This is a genomic window from Chitinophaga filiformis (genome assembly GCF_023100805.1).
Lineage (GTDB): Bacteria > Bacteroidota > Bacteroidia > Chitinophagales > Chitinophagaceae > Chitinophaga > Chitinophaga filiformis_B.
The window spans coordinates 6,201,733-6,227,036 of the sequence record NZ_CP095855.1 but is presented as its reverse complement, the minus strand read 5'-3'; the positions used below and the strand labels follow the sequence as shown (position 1 = coordinate 6,227,036).

The following is a 25,304-nucleotide window of genomic DNA, read 5'->3' as shown; positions in this document are numbered from 1 at the left end:
CTGACACATTTTTCTGGAAAAATGCGCCAGGGTTATTTAATGGAACAGGAACCACTACATACAATCGAAGAATGGGTCAACCAGATGATCCATCCGTTAGCCTTGCAACAGACGACAGGGGATCTGCAGCAAAGTAACGAGGGGCTGCTGTTCATAGAAGAGCAGGTGGGCCTACTCTGTGCTGCGCTCGTGGACAACGCCCACACCCAGCAGGGACAACAACATATTTACCAGTTACAGCTACGCATACTTGGGCTGCTCGAAAGGGTAGGGACCTACATGAGGGAACTGGCGCAGGGCGCCATGCACTACCTGTGGCCCTATTATGGAAGGGTGGCTGCCAGCCTGGAAAAAGTAATGGATCACATCCGCCGCTTCCTGCCTCAATACTTCCAGGACAATCTTGAAATTCCCTATAGTACCTGGTTAAAGAGTCAGGCACAGCTGTCAGCAGCACTGGAACAACTGGAGCAAGCCTACACTTACCCGGAGGTGGAGCAGCCGCTATTGCGACTGGCCCTTCAACCCATCCGCGACTTTGTCACCTCCGAAAGATCCTCTACTACTTACCGGCAACTGCATTATCTGCAAACCCTGGCCAGGCAACTATCCTTTTTATATGACACCACCGTACAACTGGGTGTCAAGGATATGAACTGGGAGATACATACTGTACTTATACAAATGAACTATAACCTGCCCCGTTATGTGCTGCTCTGTACCACCCGTCTGGATGAGAAACTGATAGAAAAATCAGATGTAGAAAAAATCGCTACCCTACAGTGGTATTTTCGTACCATGGAACAACTGGAGCCACTGCCTGGTTATTGCTTTATTCCTACCTTGCCCTCCGTCACCGAACAGATCGTCTCATCACTGCGGCATGTACATAGACTGCTGATAGAAAAAAATGTCTCCCTGCAGGCAACCTCCGAAGCCGCCGGTCCCCCATACCAACATCGTATTCAGCTGTCTGTCTCCGTGCCTGTGCTGACATTGTTTATTAAACTTTGTTTGAAAGCCGGCATCATCAATAACCAGTCCAAAGCAGAAGTATTTCGTATCACCAGCCAGGTATTTTCCACTGTAAAATCTGCTGATATCTCCGTTCAAAGTATCCGTACCAAAAACAAAAACACCTCCCTGCATGCTATCAAAGTCATGAGGCAACTGTTATTGCGACTGCTGGATCTGCTCAAAGAAGAATAGCAACCTGCTTCAAATCTACGCTGCGCTGTTGTTCACTATTTCCTACCCACAAGGATAATCCCCATTGCCCATCCACATACCATCGCCTGCTTTCCCTTGATCCTGCGCGCTGGCCATGTTATCGTTGGAGTTAAACCCAGTATTGTGTGATAACGTAAACATCAAACCGAAATAATCCCACATCTTTTTTTAGAAAAAATAGCGCTTTAAAATCATTGTATATCAATGTATATGAGGATCCCCGTCCCGGTCCCGGGGGCTGTTTTCACATCTGTGAAAAACCGTGTTTTGTACTAACTAAACACCATGTATAACCTATAAAACAAAGTTTATGAAAACAGCACCTGCGCAGCTGCTGGAGCAGCTGCTGGCAAAACTGGACAGCCTGACAAGTGAAGAAGATCTGAACACCACCCAGTTGCAGAAAGCCATTGACCTGACAGCTGCCAGCCTGGAAGAAGTAAAAAAACAGGTCACGCTAACAGGGTTTGCCGATACAGCAGAAGAGATCACCTTCTTTAAACACATCAAACCGGAATTCGATGCACGGCTCATGCACTTCCTGCGGCTGACACACCTGCTGGTACGAGAGCCTGCCAGCGGAGCAGAGGCCATCCGTAACTACTATGGTATTGAAAGCAAAGCGATAGATCGCTACTTTGATGCCCATAGCGAGTTTTATCTTTACCATCGCATGCAGCATACTTACCTGGACAACTACTATTTTGTTCGCCAGCAGGTTCCCTATGCCTTGCACCCCTACAACTACTACTGGATGCATGATCAGCATTTTAATGCCCCTATGAGTCTGCAACTGGCCACTATCAAAGCCCATGAGATGATGGCTGCCTACATCAACCACCGCCTGTGGTTACTTGCACAACAACTGCCGGCAGGCTCGGAGCCTGCGACAGAAAGACCCCTGCTGACCTGGACAGGCTCCAAAGCTGCGTTGACAGAACTGATCGTAGCCCTGCAGGAACATGGTGTATTTAATAACACCCGTGTACCCCTGAAGAAACTAGCGGACTATTTTTCAAAAGTGTTCAATATCAAACTGGGTAATATCTTCAAAATATATGAAGACAACCGTCTGCGTAAAAAAGGGCGTAAACCCTTTCTGGATGCACTCGCCAACAGTTATATACGTAGACTGGAGACCGACGATGAGAACAGCCTATAGATTTTTTTTTCCCAGCTACCAAAAGGTTTTAAAAGGCCCACACCTGGAATCTGTTATTTGTTTCCAGATACGCCAGTAAGCGGCAATTATTTAAAAGCAAAATCGAAAATGTATGTTAGAAGGTATTACCTGGGGATATTTTGCTGTCATCATAGCAGGGGCTCTGCTTCTGTATTTTATCGTACTGCTGGCGACAGGTCAGCTGAAAATTAAACCACCCGCCAGATCCGGACCAGCAGAAAGTACTCCCAAAAGATTCTGGCAGGTAGAACAACGGCCGCCGGCAGGTGTGCAGCAGGTACCGGAAATGAACGGTATGGCCGTCGCAGAGGAAGGAGATGCAGACGAGGAGCGCGCTGCAAGCGACAGAACCTTTGCTGCGCTGGAGTCGCTGGCGGTAGCACTGCAGGATATCTGCACAGAGGCGGGCGTTAACGCCAGCAAAGCAAACCTGAGTGCACAGCTGAGGGAGCAGATTGCAGCTTATCCCGCTTTAAATCAACCAGCCTTTAAAGGTGCCATCACTAACCTCATCGTAAAAGCGGCACAGGTGGATTGTAATATTGAATTCACCATGGCAGAGGCAGAAGCGCTATGGTCCTAACAGCGCACTTTTTCAGATAAGTATAACAGTACAATATGTTTTAACACCTGTGAGGGCAACCGATCACAGGGGAAGGGCAAGCCATGCCCTGCCGGCACCAGGTTGCAGACAGTTCTTTTTCAATATTAAACTCGTGAAGCGTATGAAATGTGGAGTAAGAAAATGGGGAGAGGCGACACTGAGTGCATCTCCGAAAATGTTATCTGTCATGATAATATTATTGGCTATACGTCAGTCGGTTCAGGCACAGACTGGCAGTGGTAGCGGTGGTATCAGCGCTGCCACCACAGAAGTTAAAGGATACTTCGCCGTTGGGACCACCTTAATGTATGCGATTGGCGCGATCGTCGGGTTGGTTGGAGCCGTCAAGGTGTATAACAAATGGAATTCGGGCGAGCAGGATACGTCGCGGGTGGCGGCTAGCTGGTTTGGTAGCTGCATTTTTCTTGTAGTAGTAGCTACTGTATTGAAGGGATTTTTTGGCGTTTAGCCCATTGGGTTACATGCCGGATTGTAGCAGGCAACATTGTTATCCAACACCTGAAAGCAAAAAGTGATGAGCAGTATTTATGAAATCAATAAAGGCATTAACAAGCCGGTGGAGTTCAAAGGATTCAAAGGGCAATATATCACTTATCTGGCTGCCGGGTTAGTAGCATTGCTGGTGTTGTTTGCAATCGGATATATAGCGGGGGTATCTGTCTACCTGTGCCTGGTGGTAGTGGCAGCGTGTGGATTTGTGTTGTTTTCCTGGGTTTATCGACTCAGTCACAAGTATGGAGAGCATGGCCTGATGGTGGCTGCTGCTTTCCGGCAGGTACCCTCCGCTATTATCTGTAGAAATAGAAATGTATTTGTAAGGTTACTAAAACGTGCGCATGATGATAGTGATAATGATCGTAACCATGGTGGTGGTGGCAGCCCTGCTGCTACAACTCAAAGACAGCAGTGAGCCAGGTAAAGCACTGGAAAAATTACTGCCGGTATATAAAGTAGAACGGGACTGTATACTCGCAAAAAATGGAGACCTGACCATTGCCTTGCAATTGGAGCTGCCGGAAATATTTAGCCTCAGCAGCGACGAGTATGAAACATTACACCAGATATGGGTCAGAGCAATGAAATTGTTGCCCCCTGGCGTGATCCTGCATAAGCAGGACTGGTTTACAGAGGAGCAGTTCCAGCCGGATTTTGTGAATTCATCAGATAGCTTTTTTAATAGCAGCAGTGATCGTTTTTTTAATGAAAGGCCAGTGCTGGAACACCATTGCTACCTGATGATTACCCGCAGGGCGGGGACGCGGCCTTTAAGTAATGCCGTTTTCTCCAACCTGTTGCGTCCTTCACTGGTAGCACCGGGACTTTTAAACGAGCAGGAATTCCTGGACTTTAATGATAAAGTATCACAGTTTTCCCGTCTGTTAAGCGAAGGAGGCTTTATCAAAGTAATACGGCTCACCGACGATCAGCTGGCAGGTAGCCCGCAACAGGCTGGCCTGATAGAGCGCTATTGCTTTTTGCTTCATGCCCAGCAGGCGCCAATGGTACGCGATATCTGTTTTAAACCAGAGCTGCGTATTGGCGAAAACCTCTGCCAGCTATATACCATCAGCAGCCCTGATGACCTGCCCGGGCTGTGTGGCAGCCGCCTTACCTATGACAAATACTCCAGTGACAAAGCTAAATTTCCGATAGGCTTTGCCGCATCAGTGGGGCAACTGTTGAGCTGTAATCATATCTATAACCAGTTTGTGGTCATCGAAGACACTCAGAAGACCTTGAAAAAACTGGAAACAAAAAGACGGCGGCTGCAATCGCTCAGTGCCTACTCCCGCGAGAACGCCATCGCCAGAGAGGCTACCAACAGCTTCTTAAATGAAGCCATCAGCCAGGGACGACTGCCGGTAAAAGCCCACTTTAATATAATGGTGTGGTCCAGCGATGCAGACCGGCAGAAAGAATTGCGCAATATGGCCAGCGCCGCACTGGCACAAATGGATGTGGTTCCACGCCAGACCATCAAAGGCGCTCCACAAACATACTGGTGTGGTCTGCCAGGCAATGCCGGGGCACTGCCTGCCAACGAGACCTTTGACACCTTTGCTGAACAGGCATCCTGCTTTTTTATCCAGGAGACCACCTATAAGGACTCAGTAAGTCCCTTTGGCGTACGCCTGGTAGATCGGCAAATGGGAAAACCCATTCATGTTGATATTACCGATGAGCCGATGCGCAAGGGATGGATATCCAATCGCAACAAAGTAGTATTTGGTGCATCGGGATCAGGAAAATCAATGTTCATGTGTCACCTTATGCGCAGCTATTTTGAATTGGGAGCACATGCGGTCATTGTAGATGTTGGGCATAGCTATGAGGGATTGTGTCAGCTGGTGGGTGGTTATTACTTTACTTACGATGAGAAAAATCCACTTTGCTTTAATCCTTTTTTTATTGATGAAGGGGATACCCTGGACACCGAAAAGAAAGAAAGTATTAAGTCGTTGCTGGTTGCACTATGGAAAAAGGATGACGAGAGCTTTAAGCGCTCAGAATACGTTGCCTTGTCCAACGCCCTGCATCGTTACTTTGAATACATTGACAAAAATCCGGCAGTGTTTCCCTGCTTTGACAGTTTTTATGACTTTTTGAGGGACCAGTATGCTAAGGTGTTGTCACAGGATGGCGTAAAGGAAAAAGATTTTGATTTTGACAATTTTCTTTACGTCCTGCGGCCCTTTTATGGAGAAGGCGAATATGGTTTTTTGCTCAACGCACGTAACAGACTTGATCTGTTTCATCAGCGATTTATTGTCTTTGAGCTCGATAGCATTAAGGATCATCCCATCCTGTTCCCGCTGGTGACTATTATTATCATGGAGCTATTTGTCAGTAAGATGCGCAAATTAAAAGGCATTCGCAAGGTGATTACCATTGAAGAGGCATGGAAGGCAATCGCGAAATCCGGAATGGCAGAATTCATGCGCTACTTGTATAAAACTGTGCGCAAATTTTTTGGCGAAGCTATTACCGTCAGCCAGGAAGTGGATGATGCGCTCAGCAGCCCCGTGGTGAAGGAAGCCATCTTAAACAATGCAGACACCAAGATACTGCTGGACATGCGTAAGTTTCAGAATAAGTTTGATCAGTTACAGTCTGTGATGGGCATGCCCGACAAAGGCAAACCCATGGTGCTGTCACTAAACAAAGCCAACGATCCCAAACGCAGATATCGGGAGGTCTATATTGATCATGGTGGAGTCAGTATGAAAGTCTATGGCTATGAACCCTCCCCACAAGAGTATTATGCGTATACTACCGAGGAGAAGGAGAAGGTGCTGGTCAAACAGTTTACAGCTCAATGTGGGGGTGATATGAAAAAAGGTATCCAGGCGCTGATTGCGCATCAGGCAAAAGCCAGTGCCTGATTAAGCCTCGGCGCCGGAAAAGTTGTGAACAAATAGAAAAATGTAGCAGCAATGTGTGTTTTGTATTAAAATTTTACTCTGTTTTATGCGCAAAAGCATTTTATGAAGAAGCTACTTGTCATGCTGCTACTAATTTATACAGTATCCTGCAGCCATTTCGATAGCAGTGCCATTACCGGCACCTACGAGCGTATCTGGCGCCATGAAGCAGGCACCCTGCAGGAAACCATCGTTATTACGCCCAGCCCCCGGGGAGGGCGTGAGTTTGAGATACGGCGCAGTGCCCATCACCTGGACAGCGGCGGTACCGCACAGCGAAAGCTGCCTACTGTCAGGAAGTTTCATGGTGTCTATGATCCTTCACAGCACATGATGGACCTGGGAACTGATGGACTACGCTACTATTTCAATCTGGAAAAGGGAACCCTGCAGGCAGGAGACAATACCTACTATAAACAGCCCTGACAGCGTTTGCCGATGGGTAGGGCAGGGGGATTGTGCATTTGAAAGGACCTTAAAAATATGTGAAAATGAACAGGTGTGTATGGATCTTTATGGTCTGTGTGGGACTGCTTACCCTTGTCCCTACCCAGCAAACGCATGCCGTGATCTGGGTGGTTGTAAAAGAGGCATTAAAGAAAGTGATCAAAGCCATGGATCTGGCTGTACAACGCGTGCAGAACGAGACTATTCGGCTGCAGGCTGCACAGCGGGCATTGGAAAATGCCATGTCCAAACTGAAACTACAGGAGATAGGTGAGTGGGGGGAAAAACAAAGGGCCATCTTTGATACCTATTATAAAGAACTGCAACGAGTACGCGCTGCCATCGCCTACTATAAGCGTATCAAATCGATCATCCGCCAGCAAGCCGACCTGGTAAGCGAGTACAAGAAATATTACTCCCTGTTTGAAAGGGACGCTCATTTCTCACCCACTGAGTTATACCAGATCAGCAAGGTATACAACGGTATGTTACTACAGTGTGTAAAAAACCTGGATGAGATCCTACTGGTGACAAATGCCTTTGCCACCCAGATGTCCGACGCCGCAAGGCTGGCTATCATCGACAAAGCAGCAGGCCGTATAGAGAAAAACATTGCCGACCTGCGTCACTATTCCAACCAGAACATTGTATTAAGCCTGCAACGTACCAAAGATAAACAGGAACTGAGTACAGTTAAGGCCATGTATGGCCTACGCTAAATGATGCCGGTGTATCCGCAAAAGTGATCAGCTAAAAAAACTATTGTATGCCTACGTTAAGCAATGAGCAACAGATCGGCATTTTGGTTGGCATCTTTAAGTTGAAAGGATACCAGGCACCCTTTCAGCTGCAGCCCCTGCATAGTGGACATGTACTGGCCTCCGGTACCCTTGAAGGCTGCCTGCATCAATATGTGGCACAATGTGAACGCCGACAAGGCACCATACCAGAGTTCCGGCTGCTCTCAGATGTGCGTCTGGGAAAACCACAACAGGTATACCGCCTGGAATTTCAGCTGTCCCACAATCAGGAAGAGGGATTTCGAGTAAAAAAACTCAACCTGCATGCCATGCATGGGATGTGCGAACAACGGCGCATAGCAAATAACTGGGAGCTGCCCTCTATCCATCAGCTCGTGCCGCAAAAAACGCAAACCAACCGCCAGCGCGTGCTGCCACCGCCACCGGCTAAACGAAGACGACGACTGTAAAAAAGAAAATGTGATTTGTTACAGAAAAAATATGTGCGTATGAAAATGTGTTGTTGTATATGTCTTTGTCTGCTGACTGTCATAGCCAGCGCGCAGACGCCTACCTTTAAAGAATGGTTCAAGCAGAAAAAGACCCAGAAAGAATACCTGCTGACCCAGATCGCTGAACTGAAAATATACCTGGAATTACTACAGAAAGGATATAAAGCTGCCAACCAGGGCATCGCTTTTATTCACCAGATTAAAAATGGCGAGTTTGGTCTTCATGACCTGTTCTACAAATCCCTGCAGCTGGTCTCCCCAGCCCTGACGGCACATGCCGATGTGGGTGCGCTGGCGGCCAGCCAGCTGCTGCTGGTGACAAAGGCCCAGGCACTCAGGCACGCGGCGCAGCAAAACAACATGCTGGCCCCTGCCGCCAAAGCCACTGTGGTCACCGGCTGTGGTCGTCTGTCCACCGATGCCCTGGCATTGATAGATCAGCTGAACGCTGCTTTCTCTGCTCATACCTTCTCTATGAGTGATGACCACCGCCTGCAGATATTGGAAGAGCTGCGCCAGCGCAGTCGTGAACAATGGGCCTTTTTCCAATCCTGTCGTGCGCAGGCGGCCTGGCTGGGCCAGCAACGACAGGGTGAGCGTATAGAAGACCAGGTGATCAAAAATTATTACGGCATCCAATAATCCAGCAACATGAGAGCAATATGGTTAGCCTGCTTGCTACTGTTTGTAGCAGGTACGAGCCCGCACTATGCCCGGGCGCAGGCAGATGAACTGGCACAACTGGCACTCAACATTGAAAAACTGGCAGAGCTGAAAAAAATCCTGCAGTCCATGTATGACGGTTATCGCATTATCAGCGAGGGTTATAACAAAGTCAAAGACATCACCAGTGGTAATTACAAGCTGCATGAACTCTTTCTGGACGGACTATACCTGGTCAGCCCCGCCGTGCGCAAATACGCGCGGGTAGCCGATATACTGTCCTATCAGCTGACCATGGTCAGGGAATACAAAGCCGCTCTAAAGCAGTTTCGTAGCAGCGGGGCTTTCGACGCCGACTACCTGGCCTATCTGGCCACCGTCTACAAGCGCCTGATGGACGACACCCTTTTTCAACTGGATGAGCTGACGATGATACTGACTGCACAGCAGCTGCGCATGAGTGATGATGAGCGTCTGGCGGCCATCGACAGGATATATAATAACATGGAGCAGAAACTACTGTTCCTGCGCAGCTTTAACACGCAGCAAAAACTGGTGGCCATTGCCGGTATGAAAGAAAAAACAGAACTGAGCACCTTGCGCAGCCTGCATGGCATTGACAAACAATAATAGACTACACAATTAAATCTGTGATGATGGGTAAGTGGATAAAGATAATTGTGCTCACAATACTGGTTCCGCAATGCTGCTGGGCACAGGGCATTGTGGACCAGGTGCATGGCCTGCATGGCGTATTGGACAAACTCTATAAGGAGATGCTGCCTATGTGTGCAGATCTGATCGGAGTAGGGAGGGCGATCGCGGGTTTTGCTGCGACTTTTTATATCGGGTATCGGGTATGGAAGCATATTGCCAACGCAGAACCGGTGGACTTCTTTCCTTTATTCAGGCCGTTCTGTTTGGGTTTTTGCATCCTCATCTTCCCCCAGGTGATAGCGCTTTGTAATTCGATATTAAAGCCTACGGTCGTCGGTACAGAAGCCCTGCGCCAGAAGGCCAACAGCAGCGTGGCCGCCCTGCTGGCAAAACGGGAAGAGGAAATGAAAAAAACGGTGTCTTACCGCATGTACGGCATCAACGACGGGCAGGGAGACAGAGATCTCTGGATGCTGTACACCCATGATGACGAAGTAGGTGATGAGGGACTGCTGGGAAGTATAGGCAATGACATAGAATTTGCCATGAGCAAGGCCTACTACAACTTCAAAAGCGGGTTCAAAGAGTTTATCTCCTTTGTGTTGCAGCTACTCTATGAGGCGGCCGCCCTATGTATCAACACCGTGCGCACCTTTAACTTATTGGTGTTAGCGTTACTCGGTCCGTTTGTATTTGGGCTGGCCTGCTTTGATGGTTTTGCGCATACACTCACGGTATACCTTGCACGTTATGTCAACTTTTATCTGTGGTTGCCTATCGCCAACATCCTGGGTGCCCTGCTGGGCAAAATACAGGAAGGGATGTTAAAGCTGGATATTGACCAGATCACCCAGTACGGAGACACCTTCTTCACCAGTTCAGATGTCGGCTACCTGATCTTTATGATCATTGGTATTATTTCCTACACCACCATCCCCAACCTTAGTAACATGGTGGTTAACAGTGGCGGAGGCAGCGCCCTGACAGCAAAAATCACCAGCATGGCGGCCATTGCGCCGACTACGGCGGCGGCCATGGCCACGGGCGGTGTGAGCACAGCTGCACTCATGGTCGACAGAGCTGGCGGCATGGCCGGCGATGCCTTTGGTAACATGAACCTGATGATGAGCCAGGGAATGGGCGCCCATGGCACTGGTTCCGGCTACTTCGGCAGCAAACTGAGTGACGATCCCAATAGTTAATGTATCGCGATTTGTGAAAATGAAAATGTGTGACTGATGATGCAGCAACTCAAAAACATCGACACCGCTTTTAAGCATACGCGCCTGTTCAGTGCCGTACTGGTCATAGCATATACCTGCCTTTGCGGATATATTATCTACAGTTGTCTGGATAAGGTAGAAAATGCACAACAGCGTATCTATCTGATCGCCGGTGAAAGGGCAATAGAAGCTTTCGCCAGCAACCGCAAAGACAACGTGCCGGTAGAGGCAAGGGGCCATGTACGCCTGTTTCACCAACTGTTTTTTGAACTCTCTCCCGATGAAAAGGTGATCGATGCACATATGAAAAGCGCCCTGTACCTGGCAGATGAAAGCGCCAAAGAGGCCTATTATGACCTGAAGGAGAAAAACTACTTCACTTCTATCATCAGCGCCAACGTCAGCCAGGAGCTCACCTGCGATTCCGTGCAGCTAAACCTGAACGAGTATCCTTATCGCTTCCGCTACTACGGCACTCTGCGTATTATCCGCACCAGCGCCATCGTCACCCGCAGCCTGGTCACGGAGGGATACCTGCGTAACGTGGATCGCTCCGATAACAATACCCATGGTTTTCTGATCACCCAATGGGTGACCATAGAGAACAGGGATATCAACATGATAAAAAGATAAAGTATATGGCCAGTAAACGACATAAGGTATTGCCAAGGGCCAGGGATGCATTGAGTAGTTATCTGGCCCGGCTAATCGTAGGCGCACAGCGACGGTGGGCCGCCTGGATGCAGCGGCGTACCCGCCATTGGAAAGTGCGACAACAGGCTAATTTCCTATATGCGGTGCTGTTGGTATTTGGGGGTACCAGTACCTACCTGCTGGTAGCGACCTTTTCAACAGACCGCTGGCAGCAGCAGCGCCTGGAAAAGACCCTGCGGACTGCACCCATGCCAACGCCGCTGCATACCCTACCGCAGCCACCGGCGCCCATGCAGCAGGATACGCTGCTGTTCCGGCAGTTTCGATATTATATCGACAGCCTGCGTCACAGTTCCGCCAGAGGGCGGTTGGATAGTTTTTTACAGGCCCGCCCTGGTTTTATGGATAGTGTATACCAGGCCGAGCATATGATACGACAATTTCATCATTAGTAAACCTTTTGTGTGTATGGAAAATGTAGCTGAAAGGAAAAAGAAGTTTTTTTTGATGTTACCCCTGTTTGTGATCCCCTTTTTAACCCTGCTGTTTTATGGGCTGGGAGGAGGTAAGGCCCGTAGCAAAAACACGCCGCCGGCGACCGGACTGAATGCCTCCCTGCCTGCAGCGCAACTTGCTGAAGAAGGGGATCTGGATAAGCTGGCCATGTATAAACTGGCAGAAAAAGAGGCCCTCCACAAACAGGAGACTGCCGCCACCGATCCCTACCTGTTCGGTGATAGCAGTGTAGCCCAAACGTGGCCACCAGCGCCAGCAAAGCCAACGGCCACCACGCTACTGCCAGCAGCAGACAATCCGGTCACAGCAACAGCAGCCAGTGAAGCACAAGTCGAGCAAAGACTGGCGCTATTACAACAACTGGTCACCAGGACAGATACCACCCAACCGGTGATGCCAATACCGACAGCGCCACCTGCTGCTGCTTACCCACCGGGCGACAGTCTTCTGCTTACGACGGGCATGCCCGCCGCCAGTTTGCCACCACAGAGTGGCGATGCCCAGTTGGATCAACTGGAAGGTATGTTGGAAAAAATTATCGACATACAACACCCCGAACTACTGCAGGAAAAAATAAAGAAAGCCTCCCTGCAGAATACAACGGCAGCCTTTCCTGTCATCGCTGATACCCAGCACTCACCTGTTGCGGAGCTTATGACCACCACCGGTACTGCGGGTGCAAGGACATCGGTGGGCAGCTCTGCCAGCGACGGTTTTTATGAACTGGAAACGCCCACCCCCGAAGCTGTTAATAACGCTGTGGCAGCCGTTGTGCATGAAAGCCAGGTGTTGGTCAGTGGTGCCACCATCAAATTGCGCCTGCAACAAAACGCCTTCGTTCAGGGGGTACTGATACCTGCCGGCAGCTTTGTTTACGGCAGCTGTCAGCTACAGGCCGACAGGCTACAGGTCAATATCCCTTCCATACGTTATGGCAGCTCCATATTTTCGGTATCCCTGCAAGTATATGATGGAGATGGACTGCCAGGTATACGTATACCCGGTAGCGTAAGCCGGGATGCCGCCAAAGAGGGTTCCCAGCAAGCCATGCAGGCCTTAGCCATGGGCAGCCTGGATCCTTCCCTGGGCGCCCAGGCTGCTGCTGCGGGAATAGAAACGGCTAAAAACCTGCTCGGTAAAAAGATCAGGTTAATCAAAGTCACCGTGAAAGCTGACCATCCAGTCCTACTGGTGAGCAACTAAAACAGCACGGGCGAGCAATTCATTTCTTCACAAAAAAAATTCAACACCATTATGTATACTGTTTTTCAAAAAGCGCCTGCGCTGATCGTTTTGCTTTTGCTGATACTGCTAACCGGCAGGGGGCAATCTACAGACAGGCCTACACCACTACGCGAGTATCACCTTGAAGTATCAACCGGCAACACCACCGTGCTGATCTTCCCAGCCGGCATCAAAGCAATTGACAGGGGTAGAAATACCCTGCTGGCCAAACCGGTAGCTGGAATAGACAACATTTTAAAAGTGAAGGCTGCCAGCGACACCCTGATACCTACCAGCCTGCATGTGTTCACTGCTGACGCCCGCGTATATACTTTCCAGGTATCTTACAACGCCTCGCCGGCGCAGCCGACGTGGGATTTTTCACAGACAGCACCTTCTTCATCAGGGCCGCTGCAGTTCAGTGAAGGAGCGCTCACAGCACCTGCTATTGCAGCCATATGTGCGCAGCTCAGCCAAAGTGGCTGCAACGTCCATCGGCCCCGGTCTAAAACCATCGGGCGTACACACCTGCAATTTGGTGGCAGCTATCTCTATCAGGGAGTGCTTTTCCTGCAACTGGAACTGCATAATCACTCGGCCATTCCCTATCCCCTGCATTTTTGCCGTGCTATGGTACGTGACCGCCGCAAGGGCAAACGTACCTCTGTGATGGAAGTAGAAAAGCAGCTCCTGCAGCAAAGTCACCTGCATATGCAGGCCGTTGACGCCGGCAGCAATAACACCATTGTCCTGGCCTTTCCACAGTTTACTATTGCAGATAGTAAAAAGCTTGTCATCGAAGTATTTGAAGGGCAGGGGGACCGGCATCTGGTGCTGCCACTGAAAGGTAAACACCTGCTGCGCAGCAAGCCTCTGCCCAGCGCCCTCCCTTTCTTACATCCTGGCAGCCTCCAACAACAATCATCTATTCAATCATTAAAACGGGATAGTTATGGCACAGATTAATGAAACGCTGTCTAACAGGGTGGCCGACGTCGTTGCCATCTGGGACCGCATAGAAAGGAATTTCACCCAGCGATATGGCAGCGATATTTTAAAGGATAGGCATTATATCAAAGCAAAAGAGCAGATACTGAAGGAGATCATCAACCGCTTTAAAGACAAGGATCTCAATTGGGCAGAAAAGGCAGAAAGAAAGCTGCTGCAGTCACAGAAAAAAGCGCTGGTTAAACAGCGTTATCCTTCCGGACTTGTGCGACTGGCCAGAAGCACTGTACTACTGGCAGGTAACCTCCTGTTAGGAACCGCAAAACTTGGCTGGGAACTTATGAAAGGGACAGCCCGTGTAACCGGGCAGTTAGCAGGGGCGCTGGCGGGGGCCAACCAGCGTACTGGTAGTACACCTGTGCGTCAGACGCCAGCAGTCTCCCCACCTTCTCCCGGCTATAGCCAGCGTAGCCGTATCCCTCAGCCAACACTCAAAACAATGCTTGGGCAACCTGCACCCAAACCGACACAAAACCCAAGGACCGCTGTCGCCTATAAACCCAACGGGCGCCCTCGTGTAAAACAAGCTGCAAAGGCTTCCAGGGGTAAGACAGTGCGCTGATAACTATTGATCACCATAAAAACTTACACATCATGGAACAGACAATCGAACGTTTGGACACAGTAAAGGCTCAGGTACATGACGCCGGCTGGGGGCACCAGTTTGACGCGGAAATCGACCGTCGTTTTGCAGCCGGAGAAACGCGCTTTAAGCTCATGGGAGAAGCACCCATTGAAGACAGGCACAAACTAACAGCAGAACTGGAATTTAGCCTGGGTGGAAATTCCGCTTATTACAACGGTATGAAAACAACATTGTATAAAGATGGAGCCACCACCGGTGTCACGCAGTTCTTTCCTTACTATGACAAGATCACCGTTACCGAAGCGGCTAACCTGCTAGTTGACCAGGAAAACCCCAGAGCAGTATACAAACATTACTATGACGACAATAGTCAGCGATATGGCACCTGGTTACAATTAGACTTTAACCAGAAGACGGAAAATGACAACCACGTTGTTAAAACCTTCCATGATAACTACGGTTTTAAACCGGTGGCAAAGTTGGAAGAGTATGCTTTTGTAGAACTGTCGACGCCGGAAAAAAGAAGGGAGGCAGTTAGGATCATGGAGCAGGGCGCTGAAATCATTGTCACCCCTGTCAATAACAAGGAGTATGATATGGTCCGTGTTAACGCCAACCCCGAACGCAGAGGGTATGCTATTCGTGATATGGAAGGAAATTTCCTGACCCATCAACAGTTTCGAACCGCTGAGGCCCTGGAGAAAAAGAACGCCCACCAGCAGATGACGGTGGTCAATATGGTTGATAATTCCAATAAACAGGCAAAGGAAGCTGCGGGCGATAATGAAAAAAAAAATGATACCCCCCGGCAGTCAACGGGCAACAAACGACCAAGACAAGTGAAGGAAGGCAAAAACAAGCATGATAAAAAGGTCGGCCGGTAACAGAAAAGCTGGACAGGCCCGGGTAAGTTACATTTTGTCAGTGGCTATGCTTAACATACTCGCTAGTAAGTGATCATGGCCAGACAACAGCTATATCTGTTCTATATGGAGAGCTATAATCCGTTGAACACGTTTAATCACCGGATTGCGTTCTTTCAGGCCTATTCCTTTTGACAGGCACTTTGTACCTGCAACGGTTTAATAACAGGTATTTTGTTAAAATGGCTACCCGGGCTTTTCGTTTACCCGTGGTCATTGGTTTTGCCGGTATGCGCATCGCCGGGGACCCGCAGCATCTTTTGGAAGATAAACTCATCGGCCTCCGTCATAGCTATGCTCTTCCTCCCGGTATCTCTATCCAGTTGCTATACACAGCTCTCGACATCGATGCAATTGACGAAAAAACGCATAGATAGACCAGCGCAGGCACGGGGCATTTATACAACAGGCAGTCCTATTGACACTACACCGGCGCCCAGTCAACAGCGTGTCGTCCGGGAGTCGGCATGGTCACGTAATAACGCAAACCGGGTGTAAAAACATACTGGTACTATCAAATAAACATTGTCGACCTGTTAGTTAATATCAACACATGATGAAAGAACAAACACCTGCAATTATACTGGAAATAGAATGGTGTAATGTACAGCGGCAGTTAGCCCGGCAGCGGGATCCTGGTACGCAGAAGCTGAGGGACGCCTTTCCAACACTCGAGCAGGCTTTTCAGCAGCTGAGGACCATCCATGATGATCTGTTTGATGCGCGAAAAGTCCATAAGATTGGACTGCCGGCCTATATACGGCGCGCCAGTATATATCAGGGTGGTGCCTTGTTGTTGCAGCGAGAGAAACGGCCTTCCATTCAGGCTACGATCCCTGGCGGAGCTCATCTGCTCGTTCCGGCTGAAAAACTTTCCGTCGGCCTGCTGAAAACGCTGGGACCCTTTATTGCTGTGCTGCAGACCGACAATGGATATATGCTTCAGCTACCGGAGAAAAAGGTGCTACCAAAACGTTTGCGCGTGCAGGCGGATAACAAAAATTCCAGCGGTCAGCGGCGCAACAGGAAAATAAAGTAAGATGCAACCAAAAATATCGCATAGGCAGGCAACATCCTCCCTTTGGAAAGGTTGCTGGCTTTGGGAGAAAGCGTTGACATATGCTTCTATAGGTTATTCGCCCATTGCTGTAGGTACGAGTAAACGTCCTTGTGTCAAGTGGCGCCCTTACCAGCAGTCGCCCGCGACAGCAGCAACCTTGCGGTGGATGTTCTCACTGCCGCCTGCAAATGGCATAGCCCTGGTATGCGGTGCTGTCAGCGGAGGCCTGGAGGTGATCGACATAGATTGTAAACATGCGCTGGATCAGGAGTTGTTTGCAAAACTATGGTCAAAGATCCTGCAATATTCTCCCTCGCTGGCAGCGCAACTGGTGGTGGCCCGTACCCGAAGCGGCGGTTACCATCTGTACTATCGGTGTGACCAGGCAGGTAGTAATGCCAAACTGGCCAGTCGTCCTACGACTACTGAGGAACGGCGCACAGCACCTAATCAGCCCTTAAAAGTGCTCATCGAAACCAGAGGTGAAAAGGGCTATGTAGTCGCCCCGCCGACACCTGGCTACGCGTTTATACAAGGTGACCTGTATCGGGTGCCATTGATCTCCGCAACGGATAGATTGTCTCTACTGACTATCGCGAAAAGTTTTAATCTGGTACCGGAAAAAAAATGGACACCCGCAGTTGCCACCCACCGCAGTACAAGCTGCGATGATCCCCTTACTGACTATAATGCCCGCGGCGACGTGATAGCCTTATTGTTAAGCTATGGCTGGACAATTGTAGGGCAGGATGGTGAGCGCACCCTGGTAAAAAGACCGGGCGACACCGATAGTTATAGCTCCGGTAACTATCACCATGGGCTGCGTTGTTTTAAGGTGTTTTCTACCAGCACGCAGTTTGAGCATGAGGTCGCCTACCGGCCCAGCGCCGTATTTGCCATCCTTGCATGTAATGGAGATTTTCGCGAAGCTGCCAGACGTTTACTCAAGATGGGGTACGGCAAAGCGAGACTGGCGCAGTACAGACCACAGTCTCCAGGTACAGGACGAAAACGAAGGCGATAACCACTTTAAAAAACATGAAGATGGAACTACGAAGGTTTGAACACTTAATACCGCTTGCCCGGCAAGCCTATCCTGATTGCCATTATCGTGGTCGTCAACTGGCTGAAATTCTGCTTAACGGTTATGCGAGCGAGTTGCAACAGGACCTGTCCCAGCTTTTTCAGACAGCCGTTGTTGCGGTATGTACACCGGTACAGCAAATGATCGACGACTATTGCAGACGATATGAACGTTATCTGCAGGACTGGCTGTCCTTGCAACAAGATTCTACTGCTGCAGGGATGAAGGCTGGGCCTACAGCGGGGACAGCGGCGCCGGATCCCGCATATACCCTGTACCTGCAATGGCGCCATTGGAGGGGCTTGCAGTTATATCAGCTGAAGAAATACTGTCGTTCACTGACGTACGCTCACAGTTGTTTAACAAATGAGAGTGACGACCAGCAAAATAGATTGATCAGCACTTCAAATCAATAGTATCATGAAAGGATTACTGGGAATGACGAATATTCAAAGAGCCAAACTGCTGTTTGACCTTTTTCCGGATGACACAGCTGCCTTTGTTCCCTATGCAGCGGAGATGGCTGAAAAGATCAAGAAGGAAAGAGAACAGTTGAAAGGGCAGGGGACCGATACAGCTCTTTTTCCTGGGACATTCTGGTTGGAACTGGCCGAAGAAATCAGCCGCCGTATACGCTCCTCGGATGGTAAACTGCAAAAAAGCAGCACTCAATTCAGTGAGCAACTGTTTGAAGGTGACAGGGCATTTCTAACCAAACATTGTCTGCTACAATATAGCATCAGCGATAAAGTGAAAAACCTGCGTTTCAGACAGGGCGTAGATCTCTTGTTTGCGATGGGGTAATGCTGTATTGATGTAGCATTTCCATGACAAGAGGGTGTATTCTATGTTGAAAAACAAGCCCTCGAGAAAAAAAGTTTTAAAAGAACTTTAAGGCTGGTCTTTTAAGGCCAGCTTTTATTTTTGTTATCCCTATAAAAACAATCTTCTCTAAGCAGACATTGCCATGCAAGCTGCAATTTCTTGTATCATTTTCTATAGGATGCCACATGCAAACTCAAAAGAGTGGTCTAATAGATTAGCCACATACACCCTCCTGCATTGATTGGCAACCAAAGTTTTTATAAGAATTATTATTCAATATTCTGTAGGCCTCCTGACATTGTTTGGAACCCTGCCGGGAGGGGGAAGGGGGGATGGCGCGGCAACAGCGCCTCACCCGGTTTGGATAATCAAGCAACTACACCCAATACATATGGTTGCTGATTGCGCATGACGTAGGTAATGCGATTTAGTAGCTTTCTCGCAACTTTCACTATGGCTTTATTACCATTCATTCTAGGTAAAAGTTGTTTATAATAAAGTAGTAGAGCCGGATCTTTTCTAATAGCCATCCAGGAACATTCTATCAACAGTGTTTTAACAGTAGCATTTCCCCGCCTGGTTATACCAGTGATACGTTCTGTCTGTCCACTATTACGGCAATCTGGTGTGAGGCCACAATAACTGGATAAATGATCTATATTTTTGAACCGTGTGATGTCTCCTATCTCTGTAAGAAAAGTCATTGCCGTTAATATCCCCACAGCCGGAATAGTAGTTAATAACTTCACTTTATATGCATAGTGGGAGCTTGTTGCTAAGCTCTGTATACCCTGTTCTATTTGTTTGCGTTGAGCTATTAGAAAGTTAGACTGTTGCACATAATATTGAAGGGACTGTTTACTACTGGGTTCCATAAATGATAATTGATTTAACCATTCTGTAAAACGACCTGTCCAATTCCCTGTGTTGAACTCTTCTGGAATGCCGATGCCGTAGATCTTCAAAAGGCCTTGATCCTATTCTTAACGGTGGTCAGATCTTTTACCGTCTTGGCTCTGCTCCTTATCAACATACGATCTGCCTCTTGCTGTTCTCCAGGAACAAAAACGGCGTTTAACTCGTTATTTTTCAGACCTCGGGCAATCTTACGACTATCAACCCCATCCGTTTTTCGCTTTTGTTCTTTGTCACTACTGGGAACATCTCCCGGATGAATGACAATGCATTTTATTCCCTGTGCTTTAAAAGCCCGATGTATCCAGAAACCACAAAAACCAGCCTCATAAGCTAAATGAAAGTTCGCATTCGGATAGTGCTGCCTCAAATAATTGCCCAATTTTAATGCATCTGGCAACTGGCTAAAAGTCTTCAACTCAAATTCATCACTGTAAATACTCACCATCCAGCTCTTATGGTGGACATCTAAGCCCACATAAATGTTCTGTCCCGTAAAATCGGTAACTTTAAGTGACTTTGTAAACATGGCTCAGAGATTTTGTAATTAAAGTTACATTTCATCTCGAAGCCATGTTTTCTTTTTCAAACATAAGAACTCAAAAGTACGATACACCCTCTTTTTATTCGGGTACCTGATGGAGTCAGGTACCCATTTAAGCGATTCTCAGCGCTTATTTTTACTTTTGAGTTTTCCTCTTTTATTTTTTAATAAATATCACGACAAACTCATCTGCTGTAACAGCGCATCCGTCAGGGTCATTACGCGTGAAGTAAAAATGAACAAAAAATGAACACAGAATTGTAACTAAAATGCATATCCGCATTCTAAAAGAATTAATAAATTAGTAACATAAATTTAAAACTCCGGACGGATGACGCTAAACCCTGCTGCGATCACCGTAGTGATTGTAGAAGATCTGCCCATTGTTAGAAAAAATGCAGCTCATTTACTTGGTGCCCATCCCGGAGTCCAGCTATTGGGAAGTTGTGCTACTGTAGCAGACGCCATCCCCCTTATCAACCGGGAGCAACCCGCCCTGCTACTACTGGATATTCAACTGCCCGATGGGACAGGATTTGACATCCTGCAACATTTCTGGCCTCCGGCATTTAAGGTTATATTCCTGACAGCCTTCCAGGAGCATGCAATCAGGGCCATCAAATATGGCGCCCTGGATTACCTGCTAAAACCCCTGGACCCCGGGGAATTGACCCAGGCGCTTGGAAGAATGCAGCAATTGCAGACACCTGCTATACAACAGTTGCAGGTGGCCAGCATGCAATACAACAGCAGTGTTGACAACCAGCGCCTGGTGATCAGAACCAGTGAACTGCTACATGTGCTGCAGGCAGCTGATATTATTTATCTGCAAGCCAGCGGCGTGTATACGATTTTTTTTCTGGGGGACGGAAGAAAAATTGTATCCTCAAAGAACATCAAAGTATACGAAGAGACATTGCCCCAGGCGCTGTTTATCCGCCCGCATCAGTCTTATATCGTTAATACCTTATTTATTGAAAAGTATCACACGAATGGCTATATCATCCTAAAAGGCAATATCCAGATACCTGTTGCCACCCGGCGAAAGGAATTAATCACGACCCTAATTAGAAAACTCCGGTAAAGCGTTTGTTATGTACCGTTTGTTGTTACTTTGCCTGCTGACTGCAGCAAAGATCGCCTGTCAGCCTGCTCCGTCCCGCATATCCGTTCAACGGTCCGACATTGACAGTCTCCATCGATACATGGATGGCCCTCTGGATGACCTGCTTCGCCAAAGACAATATCACCTGGTTGGGCAGCTACTGGATAGCCTGCGTCCCAAATTAGATAGCCTGGACAATGTTACCTTAAATCTGTTCTGGCTGAACACCAAGTCCGTTCAGCTTATGGGAGAAGGCAAATACGATAGTGCACGTCCGGTTTTGATGGAGCAAATGCGTTATGCACTGGAAAAGGACAGTAGCCGAAAGCTTTACCTCGTGGCAGAGGCCCAGTATGCGAACTGGTTGATAGACCGCGACTCCCTGCAAGCTGCACTGCGTCACCTGGAAAATGCTTACTATCTGGCAAAAAAGGTGGATTCCACCAAAGTGCCTAAGCTTTGTTATTCACTTATGCAGATTTATCTAAGCGTAAGAGACTATGCTGCTACCCGTAAATATCTGCAAGAGGGGTGGCGTATGAGCCATTTGTCCGGCTACGATTCCACTGCCCATGCCTCTGCTTTTGCCTGCGCCTATTTTGCTTTTTATGTCCAAATGGAAGAATTTGATTCGGCGATCGCCTTTTATAACATAGCTATAAATGATACAGTGAGCCATCTGCAACCGTATTATAAAGGTGTCCTGGATTGGAATATGGGCCAATTGTTACTAAAGAAAAAACAGTATGAACTGGCCCTGACAAAATATAATAGCGGTTTTGCCGCCATTACAAAATATGATGGTCCACAGGCGATACTGTACAGTACCATGGCTTCCATTAACGACAAATTAGCGCGCTATCCCACCGCGTTACTATACGCTGACAGTGCCATTCTTATAGCCAGGCAACAGCGGCGATGGGAAACCGTCACCAACGTTTGGAAACTAAAAGGACAGATTGCAGTAAAACTCGGTGATTACCGGGAGGCGTATCGGGCTGCAGATTCGGCCCTGGCCAATAAGCAGGTACTGATGGACTCATCCATTGCGGAGAAGGCACAGCAGATACAGACCGAATACCAGGTCAAGGCCAAAGATGACAGAATCCAATCACTGGCGTCGCTAAACACAGCCAATGAAAAAATCAGCAGTCAGCAGCGAATCTTAATAGTGAGTTTATCCATCACGTTTGTATTGCTGGCAATTATTGGCGTGATGTGGTATAGACGGCGCAGATTAAGAAATGAGCTGCGGGAAACTGCCTTACGTCAGCAACTATTGCGCACCCAGATGGAGCCCCACTTTATTTTCAATACATTATCTGTACTACAGGGATATATCTATGACAACGATATTGAGCGGGCGACGGAGTACCTCAGTAGGTTCTCAAAATTACTTCGCCTATCCCTGCAGAATGCCCGGCAACCTTTTGTGAGCCTGGATAGTGAAGTGGCCGCACTGGAACAATACCTTTCCTTACAGGTCATGCAGGCCGATACCCCATTCTTCTATGCGATCCTGCTGGACCCGGCGCTGGAAGAAAAAGAGGTATACATTCCCCCGATGTTACTACAACCCTTTGTAGAAAACACCATTATACATGGTTTTAAAGAGCTGCCGGAGCAAGGAGAGCTGCGTATCCGTATAAGTTTGAAAGAACAACTGCTCCATTGCGTAATTGAAGATAACGGTAAAGGGCTGCGATCAATGGCGCCGGATAAAGGGAAAGGTAAACCTTCCTATTCCACCGCCATTACAACCGAACGCTTACAGATCTTATCACGGCAGTCCGGCAAGCCGGCTGTACTTACTATTACGGAAAGAAATGAGGACGCAGCACACACCGGCACCAGGGTTGAAATATTGATTCCTTACAGGTTGGCGCCGGTAAAAGAGTCTCTGAATGTAGCTGGCATGGGTGAATAAAACAGTAGGAAAGCAGCGATAGGGTCAATTCAGACTGGGACCTTGGTTTTTGCCTTTATCAGGATTGAAAGTGCGGTCATGCCGGGGGATCTGATAAAATTCCAGTCTTGCCGGCAAAATTTGCCCGATCGTAAGGATGCTATCCAGATCCAGCAAGGATTTATCGCTGCTCACCTCAAAGGAGATGCCCTTATTTTTATTTTCTAATGAGATATTGCTACCAGCTATCTCTATCTCCTGGTTTTTGTTCAGAGCAATCCTGAATTCGCTATTCCATTTGATATCACTGTTTTGGCCGTATATTTGAAAGGCCATTACAAAATCTTCTTTCTCTGTATCTACAAGTTTATTTTTTTCAAATATACCGTGGATGGATAAAGAAAATGCTTCCTTCATCTCCCGGTTTTGTTCAGGATTCAGATTTCTGAAATAACCTTTATTTTCCAACACTTCTAACCATCGATTGATTTCATTTTGCAGCTTTGACATAACTGGCTTATTATAAAAGTGAACTTATCATGGGTGTTGATCCTGTATTATAAAAAAGCTAAAGAAAAGATGGAGATTCATCCATGCAGAGATAAAAAATTTCAAAAGTGCCACTGCGTATTTATTACGTCATGATTGGACATAGTCCGTAATTTGAGTCATGCGCGAAACCTACGGTCATTTAATCCCATGGTCGTTTTTCTGCTGGAAAACTGGCAGCTTTCAATTAAATGCATGACTGGCGGTAGTTTGGAAAGATGGGTGAAAGGAAAATAAGTGGGCGGCTGACCAGCCGCTATCAACCGCAGTGCCCGTACTTGTAAGGTCTCGTAATGGTGATGGAGCTCCAAAATAAACTCGAACTCCACCTGGATGCTGCCAGTGTCTTTCTGAGCATTTACGCTGACAATATCCCATTGGTCTACAATAGCACAGCGCTGCTGGTTGAAACGGGGAAAGTGTATTGCATTTTGTATGTGTTGGCGTAAGCTGCTTTCCATGTCGGTTACCGTATCAGTGACTTGCGCGTCCAGGTAACCCAGTTTAAGAGCGTAGTGCAAAAAAAGCTGAATTTGTGTTTCCAGGGTGTGCATCTGTGAAAGTGTTGTTTATAAATTTCTGCAACCAAATAATGGTTAATCGATACAAATCTACCGTTCAGCAGAGTGTTAAATTGGGAGAAACTACCAGTAGGGAAATTTTATGACTGGAGGTCGGTGAAAAGAAAAAGCCCATAGTATAAATAGGTATAACTTTTCCTGACACTTTATAGATGCCTTTTAACAGTATCCCGAATGAAAGGATAGGGGACTTACTCAATAAGTTTGATATTTTTGGCCAATCCTATCTTTTTAAAGTTGATGAATTATGAGTAGGGAAAAAAACTTTGATTGGTTGTATCATGCGTTAAAAGCAGTAATCGAAACTGGTGCCGCTACTGATTTTGAAGATGTTTTTGTGTTCGTTTCTTTTTCCCGATACTGCTATGATGCCAAAATATCGCCAGCAAGAATGAAAAGCATCCGCTTGAAAAGGAATCCAACTAACAATGAATTAGAAAAAATGAGTAAACCCATCAAAATAACTGTCTCTCGTTTTAGGCCCCTGTTTAAAATTAGAAAAAAAGTAAAGCGTGAAAGAATAGAGTAAGTAGAGTTATTATGCAATAAGGAGGAAAATTTACTTCAATGATTTGCTAAAAAAAATTAGTAATTTTCATGCATGAAGCTAGAGGTAGGGCAGCATTATGAGACGACGTCTGCAATTGCCCTGGAATACGAGAAAATGGTGGGTATGCCATTCAGGTTTGCATTTAAGATATATTCTTTGGAAAAAAGGCAGCCAACGCCAACAGGACCCGTTGTGGGTGATGTATACTGCCAGCTGGTGAACTGGCAGCCGAGAAAGCATGACACTAAATGGCCGATGGAGTATATCTGTGATTGTTTGTGTATGGGGCATGACAAGTATGGTGATCCAGCCTTAAATTATTCTTCGGACCTGATAAACGGTGGTACCTGGTACGTACCGCATTTGTTCCGGTGGCAGCACAGGCTACTATATTTGATAGGTAATGATGTTATCCAACTCATCGATCCACAAAATTGGCGAAGTGTAGATACCGCTGCATTGGCTAGATAAATATTTCTTTATTCTTAAAGTGTCGTTACTCGCATAAGTTGCCTTCTGTAGCCTTAGCTATAGAAGGGATTATATCATTTATTATCAGATTCAATCGGCTA

General features: G+C 47.5%; 31 protein-coding genes. 27 read left to right on the top strand and 4 right to left on the bottom strand.

All coding sequences use genetic code 11. The annotated features are described in order from the left end of the window. Positions 1–39 precede the first annotated feature (39 nt). The 23 genes from MYF79_RS24085 (at position 40) to MYF79_RS23975 (ending at position 18,561) form a co-directional block, all read left to right on the top strand. Positions 40–1,209 carry a hypothetical protein gene (locus tag MYF79_RS24085; RefSeq protein WP_247810377.1) on the top strand — a complete coding sequence of 390 codons (1,170 nt, stop codon included), beginning with the start codon at positions 40–42 and terminating at the stop codon, positions 1,207–1,209. A 331-nt stretch (positions 1,210–1,540) separates the two neighbouring features. Continuing rightward, positions 1,541–2,392, top strand: coding sequence for an RteC domain-containing protein (locus MYF79_RS24080; protein WP_247810376.1), 852 nt, complete (start codon positions 1,541–1,543; stop codon positions 2,390–2,392). A 112-nt stretch (positions 2,393–2,504) separates the two neighbouring features. Further along, positions 2,505–2,996 (top strand): hypothetical protein, encoded by a 492-nt coding sequence (locus MYF79_RS24075; RefSeq protein WP_247810375.1) that lies wholly within the window; start codon positions 2,505–2,507, stop codon positions 2,994–2,996. A gap of 196 nt (positions 2,997–3,192) precedes the next feature. Beyond that, positions 3,193–3,486: a DUF4134 domain-containing protein gene (locus MYF79_RS24070; RefSeq protein ID WP_247815096.1), complete on the top strand. Its 294-nt coding sequence runs from the start codon at positions 3,193–3,195 to the stop codon at positions 3,484–3,486. A 66-nt stretch (positions 3,487–3,552) separates the two neighbouring features. After that, the gene (locus MYF79_RS24065; RefSeq protein WP_247810374.1) at positions 3,553–3,948 is read left to right on the top strand and encodes a DUF4133 domain-containing protein; all 396 of its coding nucleotides are present in this window, start codon (positions 3,553–3,555) and stop codon (positions 3,946–3,948) included. Then, positions 3,875–6,421, top strand: a complete 2,547-nt coding sequence (locus MYF79_RS24060; protein ID WP_247810373.1) for a TraG family conjugative transposon ATPase — start codon at positions 3,875–3,877, stop codon at positions 6,419–6,421. Before MYF79_RS24065 ends, MYF79_RS24060 begins: the two co-directional genes overlap by 74 nt. Positions 6,422–6,523: 102 nt before the next feature. Beyond that, positions 6,524–6,886, top strand: coding sequence for a hypothetical protein (locus MYF79_RS24055; RefSeq protein ID WP_247810372.1), 363 nt, complete (start codon positions 6,524–6,526; stop codon positions 6,884–6,886). A 65-nt stretch (positions 6,887–6,951) separates the two neighbouring features. Beyond that, positions 6,952–7,626 carry a conjugal transfer protein TraI gene (locus MYF79_RS24050; protein ID WP_247810371.1) on the top strand — a complete coding sequence of 225 codons (675 nt, stop codon included), beginning with the start codon at positions 6,952–6,954 and terminating at the stop codon, positions 7,624–7,626. Between the two features lie 47 nt (positions 7,627–7,673). Beyond that, complete coding sequence (locus tag MYF79_RS24045) at positions 7,674–8,117, top strand: hypothetical protein (protein WP_247810370.1); 444 nt, start codon at positions 7,674–7,676, stop codon at positions 8,115–8,117. Positions 8,118–8,156: 39 nt separating this feature from the next. Further along, the gene (locus MYF79_RS24040; protein ID WP_247810369.1) at positions 8,157–8,801 is read left to right on the top strand and encodes a hypothetical protein; all 645 of its coding nucleotides are present in this window, start codon (positions 8,157–8,159) and stop codon (positions 8,799–8,801) included. A gap of 9 nt (positions 8,802–8,810) precedes the next feature. Beyond that, entirely contained in the window at positions 8,811–9,452 is a 642-nt protein-coding gene (locus MYF79_RS24035) for a TerB family tellurite resistance protein (protein WP_247810368.1), read from the top strand. A 50-nt stretch (positions 9,453–9,502) separates the two neighbouring features. After that, entirely contained in the window at positions 9,503–10,681 is a 1,179-nt protein-coding gene (gene traJ / locus MYF79_RS24030; RefSeq protein WP_247810367.1) for a conjugative transposon protein TraJ, read from the top strand. Between the two features lie 36 nt (positions 10,682–10,717). Continuing rightward, positions 10,718–11,335: a conjugative transposon protein TraK gene (gene traK / locus MYF79_RS24025; RefSeq protein WP_247810366.1), complete on the top strand. Its 618-nt coding sequence runs from the start codon at positions 10,718–10,720 to the stop codon at positions 11,333–11,335. A gap of 5 nt (positions 11,336–11,340) precedes the next feature. Continuing rightward, entirely contained in the window at positions 11,341–11,808 is a 468-nt protein-coding gene (locus MYF79_RS24020; protein ID WP_247810365.1) for a hypothetical protein, read from the top strand. A 16-nt stretch (positions 11,809–11,824) separates the two neighbouring features. After that, positions 11,825–13,075 (top strand): conjugative transposon protein TraM, encoded by a 1,251-nt coding sequence (gene traM / locus MYF79_RS24015; protein WP_247810364.1) that lies wholly within the window; start codon positions 11,825–11,827, stop codon positions 13,073–13,075. A 51-nt stretch (positions 13,076–13,126) separates the two neighbouring features. Beyond that, positions 13,127–14,062 carry a DUF4138 domain-containing protein gene (locus MYF79_RS24010; protein WP_247810363.1) on the top strand — a complete coding sequence of 312 codons (936 nt, stop codon included), beginning with the start codon at positions 13,127–13,129 and terminating at the stop codon, positions 14,060–14,062. Further along, on the top strand, positions 14,049–14,666 hold the full coding sequence (locus MYF79_RS24005; protein WP_247810362.1) for a hypothetical protein: 618 nt from the start codon (positions 14,049–14,051) through the stop codon (positions 14,664–14,666). Before MYF79_RS24010 ends, MYF79_RS24005 begins: the two co-directional genes overlap by 14 nt. A 32-nt stretch (positions 14,667–14,698) precedes the next feature. Next, positions 14,699–15,574: a hypothetical protein gene (locus MYF79_RS24000; RefSeq protein WP_247810361.1), complete on the top strand. Its 876-nt coding sequence runs from the start codon at positions 14,699–14,701 to the stop codon at positions 15,572–15,574. Between the two features lie 170 nt (positions 15,575–15,744). Continuing rightward, positions 15,745–15,990, top strand: coding sequence for a hypothetical protein (locus MYF79_RS23995; protein WP_247810360.1), 246 nt, complete (start codon positions 15,745–15,747; stop codon positions 15,988–15,990). 176 nt (positions 15,991–16,166) lie between these two features. Then, positions 16,167–16,652, top strand: a complete 486-nt coding sequence (locus tag MYF79_RS23990; protein ID WP_247810359.1) for a hypothetical protein — start codon at positions 16,167–16,169, stop codon at positions 16,650–16,652. 1 nt (position 16,653) lies between these two features. Then, positions 16,654–17,697: a bifunctional DNA primase/polymerase gene (locus MYF79_RS23985; RefSeq protein WP_247810358.1), complete on the top strand. Its 1,044-nt coding sequence runs from the start codon at positions 16,654–16,656 to the stop codon at positions 17,695–17,697. 20 nt (positions 17,698–17,717) lie between these two features. Beyond that, a complete protein-coding gene (locus tag MYF79_RS23980; RefSeq protein WP_247810357.1) occupies positions 17,718–18,173 on the top strand; it encodes a hypothetical protein in 456 nt (151 codons plus the stop codon). Between the two features lie 4 nt (positions 18,174–18,177). Then, a complete protein-coding gene (locus MYF79_RS23975; protein WP_247810356.1) occupies positions 18,178–18,561 on the top strand; it encodes a hypothetical protein in 384 nt (127 codons plus the stop codon). 389 nt (positions 18,562–18,950) lie between these two features. On the opposite strand, the gene MYF79_RS23970 is transcribed toward MYF79_RS23975, so the two are convergent. Continuing rightward, the gene (locus tag MYF79_RS23970) at positions 18,951–19,547 is read right to left on the bottom strand and encodes a transposase (protein WP_247810355.1); all 597 of its coding nucleotides are present in this window, start codon (positions 19,545–19,547) and stop codon (positions 18,951–18,953) included. Continuing rightward, positions 19,544–20,026, bottom strand: a complete 483-nt coding sequence (locus tag MYF79_RS23965) for an IS110 family transposase (RefSeq protein WP_247810354.1) — start codon at positions 20,024–20,026, stop codon at positions 19,544–19,546. Before MYF79_RS23965 ends, MYF79_RS23970 begins: the two co-directional genes overlap by 4 nt. Positions 20,027–20,372: 346 nt before the next feature. Between MYF79_RS23965 and MYF79_RS23960 the strand changes: the two genes are divergently transcribed. Next, the gene (locus MYF79_RS23960) at positions 20,373–21,125 is read left to right on the top strand and encodes a LytR/AlgR family response regulator transcription factor (RefSeq protein WP_247810353.1); all 753 of its coding nucleotides are present in this window, start codon (positions 20,373–20,375) and stop codon (positions 21,123–21,125) included. Positions 21,126–21,135: 10 nt separating this feature from the next. Further along, positions 21,136–23,073: a histidine kinase gene (locus tag MYF79_RS23955; protein ID WP_247810352.1), complete on the top strand. Its 1,938-nt coding sequence runs from the start codon at positions 21,136–21,138 to the stop codon at positions 23,071–23,073. 24 nt (positions 23,074–23,097) lie between these two features. On the opposite strand, the gene MYF79_RS23950 is transcribed toward MYF79_RS23955, so the two are convergent. Beyond that, positions 23,098–23,562 (bottom strand): hypothetical protein, encoded by a 465-nt coding sequence (locus tag MYF79_RS23950; RefSeq protein WP_247810351.1) that lies wholly within the window; start codon positions 23,560–23,562, stop codon positions 23,098–23,100. Between the two features lie 158 nt (positions 23,563–23,720). After that, positions 23,721–24,122 (bottom strand): hypothetical protein, encoded by a 402-nt coding sequence (locus MYF79_RS23945; RefSeq protein ID WP_247810350.1) that lies wholly within the window; start codon positions 24,120–24,122, stop codon positions 23,721–23,723. A gap of 307 nt (positions 24,123–24,429) precedes the next feature. Between MYF79_RS23945 and MYF79_RS23940 the strand changes: the two genes are divergently transcribed. Together MYF79_RS23940 and MYF79_RS23935 are read left to right on the top strand one after the other, a co-directional pair. Next, complete coding sequence (locus MYF79_RS23940; RefSeq protein ID WP_247810349.1) at positions 24,430–24,711, top strand: hypothetical protein; 282 nt, start codon at positions 24,430–24,432, stop codon at positions 24,709–24,711. A gap of 72 nt (positions 24,712–24,783) precedes the next feature. Next, positions 24,784–25,203, top strand: coding sequence for a hypothetical protein (locus MYF79_RS23935; RefSeq protein ID WP_247810348.1), 420 nt, complete (start codon positions 24,784–24,786; stop codon positions 25,201–25,203). Positions 25,204–25,304 lie beyond the last annotated feature (101 nt).